Below are 13,880 nucleotides of genomic sequence, written 5' to 3'. Positions count from 1 at the left end.
GTTTTTCACCGCTCGGGCCTGACCACAAACCAGCTGGCCAGGACGAGCGCTCCGAAAACCGTGTAGGCCAGAATAAACACCCAGTCCGGAGCACTGTAATACAGAATGGACTGCAGCCAGTGCTGGATAAACGATCCCTCATAGCCCGCCTCCCCGGCCTTTGCCCGAAGCGCCATTTCCCAGGTCGTAAGCGGGCATAGCACACCCAGCCAGGATTGCAGAACCACTACAACAATCACAATCAGGTGGCTGAGACGGAACCAGAAATTGCGAACCCAGCGCCACTGGAAGAAATAGCCGGCAAAGGTTGCGACCAGCCCAAGGATGACAAAAACCACCAGCATCGTGTGCAGGATCAGGAGCGTATCAGCAAAGATCAGTAACCAGCGGCTATCCATCGCTACTCGACGCCCACTAGGCCATTACGTGTCTGGCGCGACCCTGTTTTTTCGCGCGGTACAATGCCTCATCGGCCCTTCGAATCATTTCATCGATGGAATCAAACTCGGTGGCCAGGCCCTGACAGATTCCAATGGAACAGCTAAGTACCTTGCTATCGGGGCTATCCTCATTCGGCACCGCGCGGTCCTGCCATTGTTCCAGAACCGCTGCAGCAAGAAGTTCAAACCGGTCGGCATGTTCGCCCTCGATCACGGCCATGAATTCCTCACCGCCGTATCGCCCGAGGATATCGGTCTGTCGTTTGAATACCTGCCTCATGATGTCAGCCTGCTGTCGAATAGCCTGATCACCCTGTTGGTGGCCGTAGTGGTCGTTGAACTGCTTGAAATGATCAAGATCCATCATGAGTACAGCGAGTCTCTGATTGGAGCGCCGCTGCCGGGCAAACAAACGCCCGGATTCACTCATCAATGCCCGGCGATTGAAGAGATCGGTCAGTTCATCGATGGTGCTCAGGCCAATCAACTGCTCGTTAGCCTCCTGAAGCTGCCCCAGCAATCGGTCAATCCTGTGCCGGCCGATCACACCGATAAACAGTGAGCCAGCCACGAACCCGACGTTCATCCAGGTTCGCTCGCCGTAAACGGAATCCATGAGCATCAAGCCGACAAAGCCCAGAGAACTGAGCACCATCGCGGCCAGCGCGTAATGGAATTTCATTCCAAAAACAAAGAAACCGAAGAAGGCGTACAGCAACGTCCCTTCGTAAGGAAAGCTGAATGATGCCTGCTCCCATGCCACGTGGATCAGGTAGTAATTGGCGTAGGTAATGCTCAGAACAGTCGCCAAAAACGCGGTCTGGGCAAAGCGAAGAAATTGCGGAACGAAGGTGAAGGCGAGTAGGCCTGCGAGAATCGGAAGTTGAATGAGGGCTCTGTTCGTTATGTAGGCGCTCGCCAGATCCGGCGGGATCAACTGAAGATCACCAATCATGAACAGGGAGATCAGAATGCCACCCACCACGATGGAGAGTCGCAGCATGAGCATGTCGCGTGGGGATACCTTATTCGCTTCAACCGAGGGAGTCGGCATAAAAATAGGACTCGATGCGCACTTTATTCCCTGTACATGCCGAATCTAAGCAGATTTCAGCCTGCACCACCAGTTTTTGTCCGATTCAAAAGGGGTACAACCCTCAGAAAGGGCTTGAATCAATTAATGAGATCCCGACCAACCCTCTGCGCACCATATCAGCGATCACGGGCTCAAAATGCACTGCTTCAGCGCAAACCATACCGAACATCACGGTCTTGAAAGCAAACATTGTGCATTTTGCACATCAAGGCCAAGCCAAACTCATACACCCACCCCAAAAACATAGCCATGGCACAAACGTTGCGAACTCTCTTCGTGTTACCTACGACACGGAGAGATCGTCATGACCACTGAATCTACACCCAAAGAACAGGATTATCCCCTAAGCCCGGTCCCCATGGATCAGCGCAAAAGCGTCTGGTCCATGGGGTTGGTGCTCCTCGGCTTTACTTTCTTTACCGCCACCATGTGGGCTGGTGGCAGCGTTGGCGTTGCCTTCGACTTTTCCACCATGCTGCTGGTACTGGCGGCCGGCAATCTGCTGCTGGGGCTGTACGCAGCAGGGCTGGGTTATATTGCTGCGAAGACAGGTCTGAACACAGCCCTGATGAGCCGGTTCACCTTTGGCGAGCTGGGCAGCAAGCTGTCCGACTTTATTCTGGGCTTCACCCAGATTGGCTGGTACGCCTGGGGCACGGCCACCATGGCAATTCTGCTGGTCAAACTCACCGGAATGCCGGAAGGGATGACAACGCCGCTGATGGTGCTGTTCGGGTTTGCCTTCTGTGTTACTGCGTTTATCGGTTACCAAGGCCTGGAGTGGCTATCGAGGTTTGCCGTCCCGGCCATGATTATTCTGGTCGCCGTCAGTATGTCCATCGCCACATCCGATGCCGGCGGCCTGTCCGGGCTGTTGGCCATTACCCCGACCAATGAAATGAGCGTTGCAGCGGCAATCACGCTGGTCTTCGGCACCTTTGTCAGTGGCGGCACCCAGGCCACGAACTGGACCCGCTTCGCGAAATCCGGCAAAACCGCTGTGATCGCCACATTGCTTGCCTTCTTCCTTGGTAACGGTCTGATGACCCTGATCGGCGCCTTTGGTGCCCTCGTTTACCAGCAGGCCGACATCGTCGACATCATGGTCGCCCAGGGCCTCGCCACACTTGGTATCCTGATGCTCTTCCTGAATCTCTGGACCACCCAGGACAACACGGTTTACAACTTTGCGGTCGCGGGCTGCAATCTGATCCGTACCCGCCGCCGCAAATCGGTGACCATTGCTGGTGCCGCGATCGGGACCGTTCTGGCGGTACTGGGCATGTACGAATGGCTGATACCGTTCCTTGTTCTGCTTGGCACCTTTATCCCGCCGATCGGTGGCGTCATCATGTCAAGCTACTTTGTCGGCTATAAACGCCAGTATCCGGACCTGACTACGGTTACGCTGCCAGCCTTCAACTTCCCTGGGCTCGCGGCCTACGCCATCGGCTCCGCAGCCGCCTATACTTCTCCCTGGATTGCGCCCATTGTGGGTGTTCTCGTCGCGGCCCTGAGCTACAGCCTCATTCTGGTTGTCAGCGAAGCGGTCCGTGAGCGCAAAGCCCAGGTGATGGGAGCGATCTGAGTGACGCTGCGATGCCGGAACGTGCCACACCTCCCCGGCCTGGATGCCATTCGGCTCCGGGGCGGGGAGTCCGCCGGGGATAACCCGGTACGCTGGCCCTATGTAGCGGAAAACCGCTCGTTCAAAAGCTGGGTCAAAGGTGGCGAACTGGTATTTGTTACCGGCATCAGCCGACATCGCAGCCCCCAGAATCTGGCGGAATGCCTGTATGAGGGCAAGGAATGCAATGTCTCCGGACTCGTTGTCCTGACCGGAGATGCTTACATCGGTCAACTACCGAACACGTTATGCCGGCTGGCCGACGAACTTGCCATACCACTTTTTGAGCAGCCCTATTCTTTGCCCATGGTGGAGGTCACAGAGGCCATCGGCAGGGCCATTGTCTGGTCCGAACATACATCGGTCGAGCAGATGGACCATGACCTTCTGGCCGATTCTGCCGACTTGCTCGATGCCTGGATCGCCTGCCGGGGCAACCAGAGTGCCATGGCAGAAGCATTACGCTGCCACAGAAACACAATACGCAACCGAATGAACCAGCTCAGTGAATCAATGCCTGGCCAGGGCACCCCGACAGAACAATTCAGAACACTGTTACTGGCACACCTGCTACTGAAACCATAGATGCGGGTTAGCCACTGACCGGAGATAAAATGACTAAACCATTGAACGCAATAGCGAACGCACGTCTACAGGGCCGGGATGGGCTATTCCGGCTTGAGATCAGCAACGGACGCTTTTCAGGTATCACCGCCCAAGCCGAGAATACCACCGTCAATGAAGGCGAACTGGATGCCGGGGGCAATCTGGTCACAGCCCCTTTCGTGGAGCCACACATCCATCTCGACGCCGCGATGACCGCTGGGGAACCGCGATGGAACAAGAGCGGCACCCTGTTTGAAGGCATTGAGTGCTGGTCCGAGCGCAAGACAACCCTGAGCCACGACGATGTGATCAGTCGCGCCAGCCAGACGCTGAAGCTCTTTGCCGCCCATGGCATCCAGTACGTGCGTACTCACGTGGATGTGACTGATCCGAACCTGACTGCCCTCAAGGCCATGCTTGAGGTTCGCGAACAGACCGCAGCCTTCATTGACCTGCAGATCGTCGCGTTTCCCCAGGAGGGCATCTGGTCTTTCAAAAACGGGCGTGAACTCATGGAAGAAGCCGTGCGTCTCGGCGCTGATGTGGTTGGTGGCATTCCCCACTTCGAGTTTACCCGGGATTACGGTGCGGAGTCGGTTCGCTGGCTGATGGAGCTTGCCCATAAAAACGACCGACTGGTGGATGTTCACTGCGACGAAATTGATGATCCGGAATCCCGGTTCCTCGAAGTTCTGGCCGCCGAGGCCCTGAGACTCGACTACGGTTCCAGGGTATCCGCCAGCCATACCTGTGCCATGGGCTCCTATAACGATGCCTACTGCAGCCGCCTGTTTCGATTGCTGAAAAAGTCCGGCCTGCGCTTTCTTTCCATGCCCACTGAAAGCCTGCATTTGCAGGGCCGATTCGACAGCTATCCCAAACGCCGTGGCATCACCCGGGTCCCCGAGCTGCTTGATGCCGGACTGAAGGTGGCCTTTGGCCAGGACTCAATTCGCGACCCCTGGTATCCAATGGGCAACGGCAACATGCTCCGGACCCTTGATGTCGGCCTGCACGCCTGCCATATGCTGGGTATGAGCTGGATCGACCGTTCACTGGAGCTGATCACCGAGAATGGCGCGGCTGCGCTTGACCTTGATGAGTATGGCATTGACGAAGGGATGCCAGCACGATGCGTGGTTCTTCAGGGGGCCACGCCCTATGAAGTGCTGCTCGGGCAGCGACCGGTGCTGGCGTCTGTAAGGGACGGGAAGGTGTTGGTCCGGCGGGAGGCCTCCCATCCGGAAACCGGCCTGATGCTTTAAGAGCAGCATGCGGCTCAGAATAAAAGCGTGAGGCCGCCGGTCACCACAGCGAACAGCACGGATAAACCAATCACGGTCCGCCAGGGGAAAGGCGGAGGCGGAGGTTCAATCGCCAACTCCTTTTCCAGGTAGTTACGAAGCAGACGGGTGTTGCGGGTGTTGGCTTTGTAAACCGCGTCGAAGGCATCGCCTACCACTGGCAACAGACCGCCGAGAAAGTCGATGCCCATGTTCCGCAACATGCGCATCTTCACCGCCTTGGTGGCGCCTGCTCGCTGCGCTTCCACCAGTACGTATCCGGCCAGGACCAGGCCCACGGCGTCCCCGACCACGGGCAGCAGGCCAATCACGGCCTCCGCGCCAATCCGTACATTGGTGAACGGAATAGCGATGTTGCTATCGGTAAAACGGCTGAACTTATCCAGCCGTGCCAGAATGGCCCGTTGCCGGGCTTCGGATGGTTTCGGCATTCTCTCTCCAACGAAGGTGCTCACTCAGGCTTTGCGCTGATTTCTTCGAATGCCTGAACCAGGGTGTCGGGTTCCTGGGCGCCGGAGATCAGGTATTTGCCGTTCACGATGAAGGCCGGCACCGAAGAAACACCAGCCTGTTGATAAGTTGCTTCATCCTCGCGTACCACGTTGGCGAATTCATCGGAATCCAGAATCTGCTTTGCCCTCGCGCGGTCCAGCCCCAGGCTCTCGACACAGGCCAGCAACACGTCCTGGTCTGAAACGTCTTCCGCCTTTCCAAAGTAAGCCTCGAAGAGCGCCTGCTTCATTTCCGTCTGCTTGCCCTGCTCAGCCGCCCACTTCACCAGCCGATGGGCGTCGAAGGTATTGCAGGTGAAACGCTCCTGCATCTTTTCAAAATTAAGTCCGAGATCCCTAGCAATCGTCATCATCTGGTTCTGGGTGGCGCGCATTTCCTCCTCACTACGGCCGTACTTGCGTGCCAGAGCCGGGAGGATGGGCTCGCCCTCGCCAGTGTGATCCGGGTTGAGTTCAAAGGCATGCCACTGAAGGCCGAATTCGTAATCATCCGCCAACTGTTTCATGGCCTGTTCCAGACGGGCATAACCAATCGCGCACCAGGGGCAGGCGATGTCGGAAACAATGTCGATGTTGATCGTTTTCATGGGGTATCCCGTTCATTGCGTTTAGACACGATACTGCCAGCCTAACACGGAGACAGATCAGCCATCTCCCGCCAGATGTTCCCGGATCAGCTCTGCCATCTGCCGGGCCGGTTCAGTCGGACGGCCCGACGGCCGATGCAGGGCCATCTCAATGGATTGCAGGGCCGGCATACCGCTTCGTTCGTCCAGAACCCGCAGCTGGGGCGTGAGCATATCGCGGGTTACGGGCACCACCGCCAATCCGGCCACGACAACGGGCATCAATCCTGTCATCGACTGGCTTGAGTATGCCAGGCGCCATTGCCGACCCGCAGAAAACAGCGCCTGTTCTGCCACCTCTCTGAACACATCAGCGCCCGGCGAGTAAAGCGCGAGAGGAATGGGATCTGTCAGGGACGGCTGTTTCTCGGCGCCAACCGCCCACACCAGTGGCTCCCGGCGAATCACTTCGCCCCCGGGAGAGCGGGTCTGACGGGTCACAACCGCCAGGTCCAGCTCACCAGCCTGCACCTGCTCCAGCAGCCTGACGCTTGATCCGCAGATAACCTGCAGCTGAACCGCCGGGAACAGCTGGCTGAAATGGGAGAGAACGGAGGTCAGCAGAAACGCATAGTCTTCCGGGATACCCAGGCTCAGCTGCCCCGATACCTGCCGCTGCCTGAGCGAATCCAGTGCCTCGTTGTTAAGGGCCAGCATCTTCCGGGCGTAACCGATCAGTTGCTCGCCCTCCGCGGTAAACCGAATACTCCGGCCCTCTCGCTCGTGAAGGGACACCTCCAACAGGGCTTCCAGGCGATGCAACTGCATGCTGACGGTTGACTGGGTATAGGCAAGCCGGTCAGCCGCCGCGGTTACCGTTCCCGTGTCGGCAATGGCCACCAGTGTTTGCAGCACGTTCAGATCCAGAATACGGGGACGCAATTCATCAACTCCTGTGATGCTTTTAATCACTAAACGTTGTTTTTGTGATATCTCAAGCGAGTATATCCTCCCGCTGTCAGATCACAACACACCAGCTAAAGGAGGACTGCCCATGAGGATTGTCAACGCGCCCATACGTTTGCCCAACATCCTGAGCATCATCGCGGCTCTGGTTGCCGTCGTTCTTTGGGCTGTTGCCCCTTTGCTGGTCGATGCAGCGCGTTCCATCCCGCCCTTTCAGCTTACGACCATCGCCCTGATCAGTGGCGCACTGGCCGTGCTGCCCATGAGTTTCCGGGGCCGCGAAGCGCGTAAATCTGTGAAAGTGTCCTGGCAATGGAAACTGGTGATTTTCGGCCTTGTGCCTTTGCTGGTTCTGGGGGCGGTCGGCGCCTACCTGGCCGGGCTTGGCATGGCACCCACCGCAGAGGCGTCATTGATCACCTATACCTGGCCGGTCATGTTCATCCTGATCAGCCAGTGGGCCTTTCATCGGCGGATCGCCCTCCCGGTTATTGCGGGGGCACTGATTGCCTTTTCCGGCGCGGCTTTGCTGCTGGGCCCGGAGGCCCTGAATAATGGTTTCTCGGGCAATCTGACGGGTTACGGGCTAGCTCTTGTGGCCGGGGGATGCTGGGCGCTGTATTCATGGATCTGCCAGGCCACACCTGTTGCTGTAGCTCCTGTCATGCCCGGGCTGTTCCTTCTCGCCGGTGCCGGGGCAGCGGCCGCGGATACCGTTTCCGGCTCTGCCGCCGTGGTGCCGTCAGGAACGGCTCTCGCCGCAGGCGTCGCCCTCGGTCTGGGGCCATACGGGCTGGCCATGGTGGCCTGGGACCTGGCTCTCCGGAAGGGGCCCACAGCCCTGGTGGGCAGTCTCGCCTACGCGGTACCAGTGCTGGCGGCCCTTTTCCTGGTGCTCGCCGGAATTGCAGCGCCGGACTGGCGGCTGCCCCTGGCAGCAGTACTTGTGGTGCTGGGCTCACTGGTGGCATCAAGCCGCAGGAAAGCTTGAACAGGCCATACCGTAAGGCAAGCCCGCTTGGTCAGGGACAGCGGTCTTTACTGGAAGACTTGCGTATACTCCTCATGAGTCACTCAAACCGCATGAGGAGTATGCCAATGGTCGATGAAGATACACTCACCGCTCTGAAAACCGCCTTCACCTTCATGCCCCAGCCGGTCGAGATCAACCGGTTTGAATACGGGGATGACGCTGACAGAATTCTCTCTCAGGTGAACTTTGTGCGGGAAGTGCTGACCCGTCACGGCATTGACCCGGAAGAAGTCGCCGGCGAAATCAATCCGGACTCATCCCCCAATTCGTGCTACTGAACCAAGAGTGTTTTCGGGAGACTCCATGCCTTACCAGTTTGACGATCTGAAACGAAGCTGCCAGTCCGAGTGGCAGGCGTACATCCAGCACGACTTCGTGCAGCAATTGGGTGATGCGTCGCTGGAGCCCGAAGCGTTCCAGCATTACCTCAAGCAGGACTACCTGTTCCTGATCCAGTTCGCGCGTGCCTTTGCGCTGGCCGCCTATAAAAGCCCGACACTGTCGGACCTCCGCCAGGCCAAGGACGGTTTGCAGGCCATCCTGGATGTGGAACTGGATCTGCATGTCAGCTTCTGCAAGGAATGGGGTATTTCCGAACAAGAGCTGGCCGAACTGCCGGAAGCCCGGGCCACACTGGCCTACACACGTTACGTTCTGGATACCGGCAACCGCGGCGACCTTCTGGATCTGCACGTCGCCCTGTCACCATGCATGGTGGGATACGGTGAAATCGCCAACTGGCTTAACAGCCGAGCGGAGACTATCCGAGGCGACAGCAATCCCTATGACGCCTGGATAGCGATGTATGAAAGCGAGGAGTTCCAGGAAGCCATGCAGGCCGAGATTGAGTGGCTCAACGAGCGACTGGCCCATGTCTCCCCTGCCCGCTTCAAAGAGCTGAGCCGGATTTTTAGCGACGCCACCCGGCTTGAGATTGACTTCTGGGAAATGGGCCTGAATCTTAGCACCTAGCCCACTGCCGCCTTGCTACTCGGTCACACGGAGGCCCCGCAAGTTGATCTCTACGCGATCCCTGCCTTTTGCTTTTGCCCGGTAGAGAGCATCGTCGGCCTCCGACACCAGTTTATCAAAGGTGGCGTGGTGCCACTCGGCAACACCGATCGATACTGTAAAGCCTACTTTCTGATTATCGACGTCAACCACGATATCCCGCGTGCATTCGAGCACTTTTTCACTGAGGCTAAGAAGATCCACATGATCGGAATCCGGCACGACAATCATGAACTCTTCTCCACCCCAGCGCCCAAAGCGATCAATAGATCTCAGAGAAGGTGAAATGGCTCGGACAAAGGCTTTGAGGCATTCATCACCAACCGCGTGCCCGTGCTGGTCATTAACCTGCTTGAAGTGATCGATATCCATCAGCATCACGCTGAAAGGCCTGCCCGATCGTTCGCTGCGCCTTGCCTCTTCTTCCCCCAGCACTCGCATCCGTCGTCGGTTGGGGATGCCCGTCAGTTCGTCTGTAAGTGCAAGTGCCTGGAGTTGTTGATTAGCATCGGATAGCTCCTGAGTGCGCTGCTGGACTCTTTCTTCCAGTTCTTGGTTCAGGTGCTGGACTTTTACCAGAGCTTTTTTGAGCTCGCCAGATTTTCGACGGTTCTGGTCCACGAAGGCAGCGACGAAAAGCAATAGGACGGTAAAAATGATAATAAATTCCTGAGTCAATAAGGCGCTGTGGTCCTGTGGTTCACCAACAAAAGGGCCAACTCCCGAAGCAGAGGCAAAAGCAACGAACATTGCCACGGCTGTAGCCAGAGGGTAACCGGCGAACGGCCCAAAACGGACAGCAACCCATGCGGGCGCCACGACAACTGCCAGAGGGGACAGCGCCAGGTAATCCTCCGAAGCCAGGTCAAACATAAAAATCAGGTAACAGACTATGAGGCCGATTACCCACGCGGCAACAAGTTCCAGACGTACACGCCAGTTACTGTTGACCGCTTGTTTCAAAAGGCCCGAACTGAAAATCATGTGCAGAAAAGGCGTCAAGATGATTAAGCCGGTCGCGTCTCCGACCCACCAAAGCCGCCACAACGTCAGAAAGGGAGTATCTCTTTCCAGCAGGAAAAAGTAGATCGACGCCCCACCGAGTGCGGCGAGAGGCGACGCAATAAAAAAGACGGTAATCAGAAAGAGACTCAGGTCCTTGGGCTCACTCCAATCGAGATTTCGATCAAGAAACCACCGAATCAGGCTGGCGGCAAGCACGCACTCGGCGATGTTGATAGTGCCGAATAGCAGCGCGTGGAATAGAGAAAATACCGAGATATCGGCCGCAACCTCTGCAGCCATAACAACAAGGACAAATAGCCACCAGCGGCTCCTCGGCTGACTCAGCAGCGCTGCGAGCAGTACGGCGTTCGGCGGCCAAAGCACCACGATACCGCTCTCCAGAGCAGCATAATGAACACCAACCCAGGCACCCAGATAGTAGAGCAGGCCCACAACAAGCGGAAATAAGGCTGGTTGACGATAAACGTTCAAGACCAGAATCTCGGTTACCGTCCGTGCTTGATGGGTTGCAAAAGCCAAATCTTCCCTGCAAGGCTCTTTGTTGGGTTGGCTAGAAAGAACGACGTGCCCACACCTATACTTTATACGAACTGACCTTCTTCGCAAGAAAACACGTCCAAAATAGCTACATGCCTAACCGTAAAAAATAGCACCGATCTGCAGGGATCAGCTCGCGGATTCTTGCTCTTCCCGCAACTTCGCCCGCACATTCATCAACACTTTCCCGTACCGGTTTTCACCCCGCCGATCCCGGCCACAACCCCAGAAATAATCGAAATTACTGTTTTCAACAATTTTCGTATCGCCGGTATCCAGCAGAGCCTCCGCCAGCTCGGGGTGGGTTCGGCAACGCACGTAGATCCCCCGCGTCATAACGGTTTCGCGCACCTGTTTCCAATCCCGACGCAGGCTCTTGTGGCGCTTGCGCCCAAGCTTTCCTGCCTTACCGGGAGTATCGGCGTTGCGCACCTTTTCCTGGCGGTTGTCGTCGGTGAACTTCATTCCCTGGAAATAGTGTTCCACGGTTGGCCAGATCTTGCCTTCCAACTCGAAACTGTAGGGGGCATGGGTGCCCAGCGGGTTTTCCGGGTCGGTTCGTGACATGAACAGATCGTTCTCGCCGTTGTCGTCGGGGAAGAGAGACATTCGTGCAATCCTTTAAAAATAAGTGGTCCTGCAATACCCCTAGTATCAACGAGTCCGCGCTAGGGGTCACGCCAATAAATCTGCTCATCTGCAAGACTAGAGATCTCGCAGGTATCCAGCACCCAGCTGTGCAATCTGGCCCCGAATCCAGGCCACTCGCTCCATAACATACGACGATGGCGAATTGACCCGCAGGACTTTCGGATTCGGGAGTACGGCCGCGAGCAGCGCGGCCTGGTACTCGGTAAGGTGACGGGCAGGCTTGCCGAAGTAGGCCTGGCTGGCGGCTTCAACGCCATAAATTCCGGGGCCAAACTCGGCAATATTCAGATAAACTTCCAGTACCCGCTGTTTTGACCAGAGGCCGTCTATTACAAGCGCCAACCCCGCCTCGATGGCCTTGCGAATGAAACTGCGACCGTTCCAGAGAAAGAGGTTCTTGGCCGTTTGCTGGGTGATGGTACTGGCTCCTCGAAGCCCGTCGCCGGCGCGATACTCCGAGAGCGCCTGGCGAACCGCCTCAAAATCCACGCCGATATGGTGCGGGAATCGCTGGTCCTCGCTGGCAACCACCGCCAGCGGCATCCAGGGAGAGATCTCGCGCATGGGCACCCATTCGTGGGCGAGGGATTTGTTCGCGCCCTGAAGCTGATAACCCAGCATGAAGGCCGAGGTGGGTGGATTTACGAACCGGAACATCAGAACCACCAACAGCACCAGCACGATAGCGCCAGCGCATAGCAGCAAAAACCATCGCAAAAGCTTGCGACCACCTGATGCTCTGGCCATCAGTTCAAATCCTCATCTTTGTACGAGCGAGTTCCCGGCCATAATTGACCAACGGGCCGCACAGCGCGCAAACTGCTGATAGCGATTCTGTTAGAGCGTATGCCACTACCATGCCTGCAAAAGTAAAAACCCGGATTCTCTTTCATTCCAGACGCCTGAATATATACCTGGTCCGATATCCAGAAGGCCACAAGGTAGGGCCGCACGTGGACATGGTTTCCGAGGGCCGGCTCTACAAACTCAATTGGGTTCTGGCGAAACCCAAAGCCGGTGGCGAATTCATCTGCGACAAGAATATTTTCAACCTTTTTGGAAGATTGTATCTGTTTCGCCCGGATCTCTATGAGCATCGGGTATCAAAGATCGAGCGCGGAAATCGATGGCTGTTGAGTTTTGCGTTGACTTCCGGACTCCATAACTCAAGCAGGACAGTATCATGATGTATTTTGCCCATGAAATGAGCCGTGCCGCGCTGATGCCCTTGCGCATGATGACAGACGCACAGAGCAAATTGCTCAGGCATCCTCTCAGCCCTTTGTCCCGCTTACCTGGCGCTCGCAGTATTGCTTCCGCCTACGGCGTGTTCGGCGACCTGACCCGACGCTACCCGAAACCGGCCTTCAATCTGCACACAACGGTGTGCGATGGGGAGGAGGTCGACATCAGTGAAGTCATCGTCAAACGCAAACCCTTTGCCCAGCTCAAGCATTTCCAGCGCAGCGTATCTCGCCCCGATGACCCGAAACTCCTGATCGTTGCGCCCTTGTCCGGGCACTTTGCCTCACTGCTGCGCGGCACTGTGAAGGAAATGCTGCCAGACCACGACGTCTACATCACCGACTGGCGTGATGCCTGCAGGGTTCCTCTCTCCGCGGGCGACTTTGGGCTGGACGACTATATCGACTACGTGATCGATTTCATTGAAGAGCTTGGGCCGGACACTCATGTATTGGCGGTTTGCCAACCAGTCGTGCCAGTGCTCGCTGCTACCGCCATCATGGCCGAGGATAATAACCCCGCGACACCACGCTCACTCGCCCTGATGAGCGGCCCCATAGATGGACGCGTCGACCCCACCGCGCCATGCGAGTTGGCCACTAAACACAATCTGGCGTGGTTCCGGCGCAATCTGGTTCACCCTGTGCCCGCGCCTTATCCGGGAGCCATGCGGAAAGTCTATCCCGGCTTTCTGCAGCTGACCGGTTTCGTGAACATGAACTTCGACCGCCACGTTGACGCCTACCGGGGCCTGTTCAAGTCCATGCGGAATAAGGAAGTCGAGAAAATCAGGCGCCATCGTGAGTTCTACGACGAGTACCTCGCTGTCATGGATCTGCCGGCCACTTACTACCTCGACACTATCCAACGTGTCTTTCAGGAGTTCCACCTTGCCCGGGGTTGCTTCATGCACCGGGGCCGAAAAGTGAACCCGGCCGCCATTGAAAACACGGCATTGATGACAATCGAAGGCGAGAAAGATGACATTTCCAGTCCAGGACAGACCCGGGCCGCCCACGACCTGTGCGTGAACATCCCGGATGCCAGGCGTCTGCACCATCTGCAAAAGGGGGTTGGCCACTACGGCGTCTTCAACGGCAGCCAATGGCGCGAATCCATTGCGCCTCGGCTCAAGACGTTCATACGGGAAGCGTGACGGGAATCACATTTTCTTGTCGCGACTCAGGTGCTCTGCTAGCTTGAATGAGGTTATCGATAATAAAAATTAACACTCAAAGCGAGCTATCGCTCCAGGGAGGA

The 13,880-nt window shown here is 56.9% G+C and carries 16 protein-coding genes; 8 read left to right on the top strand and 8 right to left on the bottom strand.

What is annotated here, in order from left to right; all coding sequences use genetic code 11:
• Nucleotides 1-5: 5 nt before the first annotated feature.
• Together CFB02_RS01200 and CFB02_RS01195 are read right to left on the bottom strand one after the other, a co-directional pair.
• Nucleotides 6-398 carry a DUF2784 domain-containing protein gene (locus CFB02_RS01200; RefSeq protein ID WP_088556537.1) on the bottom strand — a complete coding sequence of 131 codons (393 nt, stop codon included), beginning with the start codon at nucleotides 396-398 and terminating at the stop codon, nucleotides 6-8.
• A gap of 16 nt (nucleotides 399-414) precedes the next feature.
• Complete coding sequence (locus CFB02_RS01195) at nucleotides 415-1,449, bottom strand: GGDEF domain-containing protein (protein WP_157677780.1); 1,035 nt, start codon at nucleotides 1,447-1,449, stop codon at nucleotides 415-417.
• A gap of 391 nt (nucleotides 1,450-1,840) precedes the next feature.
• Between CFB02_RS01195 and codB the strand changes: the two genes are divergently transcribed.
• From codB to codA, 3 genes are read left to right on the top strand one after another with little or no spacing between them, the layout of a single operon-like run.
• The gene (codB, locus tag CFB02_RS01190; RefSeq protein WP_088556535.1) at nucleotides 1,841-3,124 is read left to right on the top strand and encodes a cytosine permease; all 1,284 of its coding nucleotides are present in this window, start codon (nucleotides 1,841-1,843) and stop codon (nucleotides 3,122-3,124) included.
• On the top strand, nucleotides 3,125-3,748 hold the full coding sequence (locus CFB02_RS01185) for a PucR family transcriptional regulator (protein WP_088556534.1): 624 nt from the start codon (nucleotides 3,125-3,127) through the stop codon (nucleotides 3,746-3,748). It abuts the gene before it with no gap.
• A 29-nt stretch (nucleotides 3,749-3,777) separates the two neighbouring features.
• Nucleotides 3,778-5,034, top strand: coding sequence for a cytosine deaminase (gene codA, locus CFB02_RS01180; RefSeq protein WP_088556533.1), 1,257 nt, complete (start codon nucleotides 3,778-3,780; stop codon nucleotides 5,032-5,034).
• 14 nt (nucleotides 5,035-5,048) lie between these two features.
• Here the strand turns inward: codA and CFB02_RS01175 are convergent, their stop codons facing one another.
• From CFB02_RS01175 to CFB02_RS01165, 3 genes are read right to left on the bottom strand one after another with little or no spacing between them, the layout of a single operon-like run.
• Nucleotides 5,049-5,504, bottom strand: a complete 456-nt coding sequence (locus CFB02_RS01175) for a DUF4112 domain-containing protein (RefSeq protein WP_088556532.1) — start codon at nucleotides 5,502-5,504, stop codon at nucleotides 5,049-5,051.
• Nucleotides 5,505-5,524: 20 nt separating this feature from the next.
• Nucleotides 5,525-6,172 carry a DsbA family oxidoreductase gene (locus CFB02_RS01170; RefSeq protein WP_088556531.1) on the bottom strand — a complete coding sequence of 216 codons (648 nt, stop codon included), beginning with the start codon at nucleotides 6,170-6,172 and terminating at the stop codon, nucleotides 5,525-5,527.
• 57 nt (nucleotides 6,173-6,229) lie between these two features.
• Nucleotides 6,230-7,093 (bottom strand): LysR substrate-binding domain-containing protein, encoded by an 864-nt coding sequence (locus CFB02_RS01165; RefSeq protein WP_088556530.1) that lies wholly within the window; start codon nucleotides 7,091-7,093, stop codon nucleotides 6,230-6,232.
• 112 nt (nucleotides 7,094-7,205) lie between these two features.
• Here CFB02_RS01165 and CFB02_RS01160 point away from each other — a divergent pair, with 112 nt between their 5' ends.
• From CFB02_RS01160 to tenA, 3 genes are all read left to right on the top strand, one after another.
• A complete protein-coding gene (locus CFB02_RS01160) occupies nucleotides 7,206-8,108 on the top strand; it encodes a DMT family transporter (RefSeq protein ID WP_088556529.1) in 903 nt (300 codons plus the stop codon).
• Between the two features lie 107 nt (nucleotides 8,109-8,215).
• Nucleotides 8,216-8,428 (top strand): penicillin-binding protein, encoded by a 213-nt coding sequence (locus tag CFB02_RS01155; protein WP_088556528.1) that lies wholly within the window; start codon nucleotides 8,216-8,218, stop codon nucleotides 8,426-8,428.
• 25 nt (nucleotides 8,429-8,453) lie between these two features.
• The gene (gene tenA / locus CFB02_RS01150) at nucleotides 8,454-9,122 is read left to right on the top strand and encodes a thiaminase II (protein WP_088556527.1); all 669 of its coding nucleotides are present in this window, start codon (nucleotides 8,454-8,456) and stop codon (nucleotides 9,120-9,122) included.
• Nucleotides 9,123-9,137: 15 nt separating this feature from the next.
• On the opposite strand, the gene CFB02_RS01145 is transcribed toward tenA, so the two are convergent.
• From CFB02_RS01145 to mtgA, 3 genes are all read right to left on the bottom strand, one after another.
• On the bottom strand, nucleotides 9,138-10,706 hold the full coding sequence (locus CFB02_RS01145; protein ID WP_172835788.1) for a diguanylate cyclase: 1,569 nt from the start codon (nucleotides 10,704-10,706) through the stop codon (nucleotides 9,138-9,140).
• A 147-nt stretch (nucleotides 10,707-10,853) separates the two neighbouring features.
• Nucleotides 10,854-11,333, bottom strand: a complete 480-nt coding sequence (locus CFB02_RS01140; RefSeq protein ID WP_088556525.1) for an NADAR family protein — start codon at nucleotides 11,331-11,333, stop codon at nucleotides 10,854-10,856.
• A gap of 96 nt (nucleotides 11,334-11,429) precedes the next feature.
• Nucleotides 11,430-12,122, bottom strand: a complete 693-nt coding sequence (gene mtgA, locus CFB02_RS01135) for a monofunctional biosynthetic peptidoglycan transglycosylase (RefSeq protein WP_088556524.1) — start codon at nucleotides 12,120-12,122, stop codon at nucleotides 11,430-11,432.
• A 110-nt stretch (nucleotides 12,123-12,232) separates the two neighbouring features.
• Here mtgA and CFB02_RS01130 point away from each other — a divergent pair, with 110 nt between their 5' ends.
• Nucleotides 12,233-12,562, top strand: a complete 330-nt coding sequence (locus tag CFB02_RS01130) for a 2OG-Fe(II) oxygenase (RefSeq protein WP_082813960.1) — start codon at nucleotides 12,233-12,235, stop codon at nucleotides 12,560-12,562.
• On the top strand, nucleotides 12,559-13,776 hold the full coding sequence (locus CFB02_RS01125; RefSeq protein WP_014578045.1) for a polyhydroxyalkanoate depolymerase: 1,218 nt from the start codon (nucleotides 12,559-12,561) through the stop codon (nucleotides 13,774-13,776). The genes CFB02_RS01130 and CFB02_RS01125 overlap by 4 nt, the downstream gene beginning before the upstream one ends.
• Nucleotides 13,777-13,880: the final 104 nt, after the last annotated feature.

The organism is Marinobacter sp. es.042, from assembly GCF_900188315.1.
Taxonomy (GTDB): domain Bacteria; phylum Pseudomonadota; class Gammaproteobacteria; order Pseudomonadales; family Oleiphilaceae; genus Marinobacter.
This window is presented reverse-complemented; position numbering and strand designations above follow the sequence as displayed.

What these genes read in the sequence shown, in the direction of transcription:
- CFB02_RS01160 (WP_088556529.1), top strand. Translation starts at nt 7,206, where the DNA reads ATGAGGATTGTCAACGCGCCCATACGTTTGCCCAACATCCTGAGCATC.
- codB (WP_088556535.1), top strand. Translation starts at nt 1,841, where the DNA reads ATGACCACTGAATCTACACCCAAAGAACAGGATTATCCCCTAAGCCCG.
- CFB02_RS01170 (WP_088556531.1), bottom strand. Translation starts at nt 6,172, where the DNA reads ATGAAAACGATCAACATCGACATTGTTTCCGACATCGCCTGCCCCTGG.
- mtgA (WP_088556524.1), bottom strand. Translation starts at nt 12,122, where the DNA reads ATGGCCAGAGCATCAGGTGGTCGCAAGCTTTTGCGATGGTTTTTGCTG.
- codA (WP_088556533.1), top strand. Translation starts at nt 3,778, where the DNA reads ATGACTAAACCATTGAACGCAATAGCGAACGCACGTCTACAGGGCCGG.
- CFB02_RS01200 (WP_088556537.1), bottom strand. Translation starts at nt 398, where the DNA reads ATGGATAGCCGCTGGTTACTGATCTTTGCTGATACGCTCCTGATCCTG.
- CFB02_RS01195 (WP_157677780.1), bottom strand. Translation starts at nt 1,449, where the DNA reads ATGCTCATGCTGCGACTCTCCATCGTGGTGGGTGGCATTCTGATCTCC.
- CFB02_RS01140 (WP_088556525.1), bottom strand. Translation starts at nt 11,333, where the DNA reads ATGTCTCTCTTCCCCGACGACAACGGCGAGAACGATCTGTTCATGTCA.
- CFB02_RS01125 (WP_014578045.1), top strand. Translation starts at nt 12,559, where the DNA reads ATGATGTATTTTGCCCATGAAATGAGCCGTGCCGCGCTGATGCCCTTG.
- tenA (WP_088556527.1), top strand. Translation starts at nt 8,454, where the DNA reads ATGCCTTACCAGTTTGACGATCTGAAACGAAGCTGCCAGTCCGAGTGG.
- CFB02_RS01175 (WP_088556532.1), bottom strand. Translation starts at nt 5,504, where the DNA reads ATGCCGAAACCATCCGAAGCCCGGCAACGGGCCATTCTGGCACGGCTG.
- CFB02_RS01130 (WP_082813960.1), top strand. Translation starts at nt 12,233, where the DNA reads ATGCCTGCAAAAGTAAAAACCCGGATTCTCTTTCATTCCAGACGCCTG.
- CFB02_RS01155 (WP_088556528.1), top strand. Translation starts at nt 8,216, where the DNA reads ATGGTCGATGAAGATACACTCACCGCTCTGAAAACCGCCTTCACCTTC.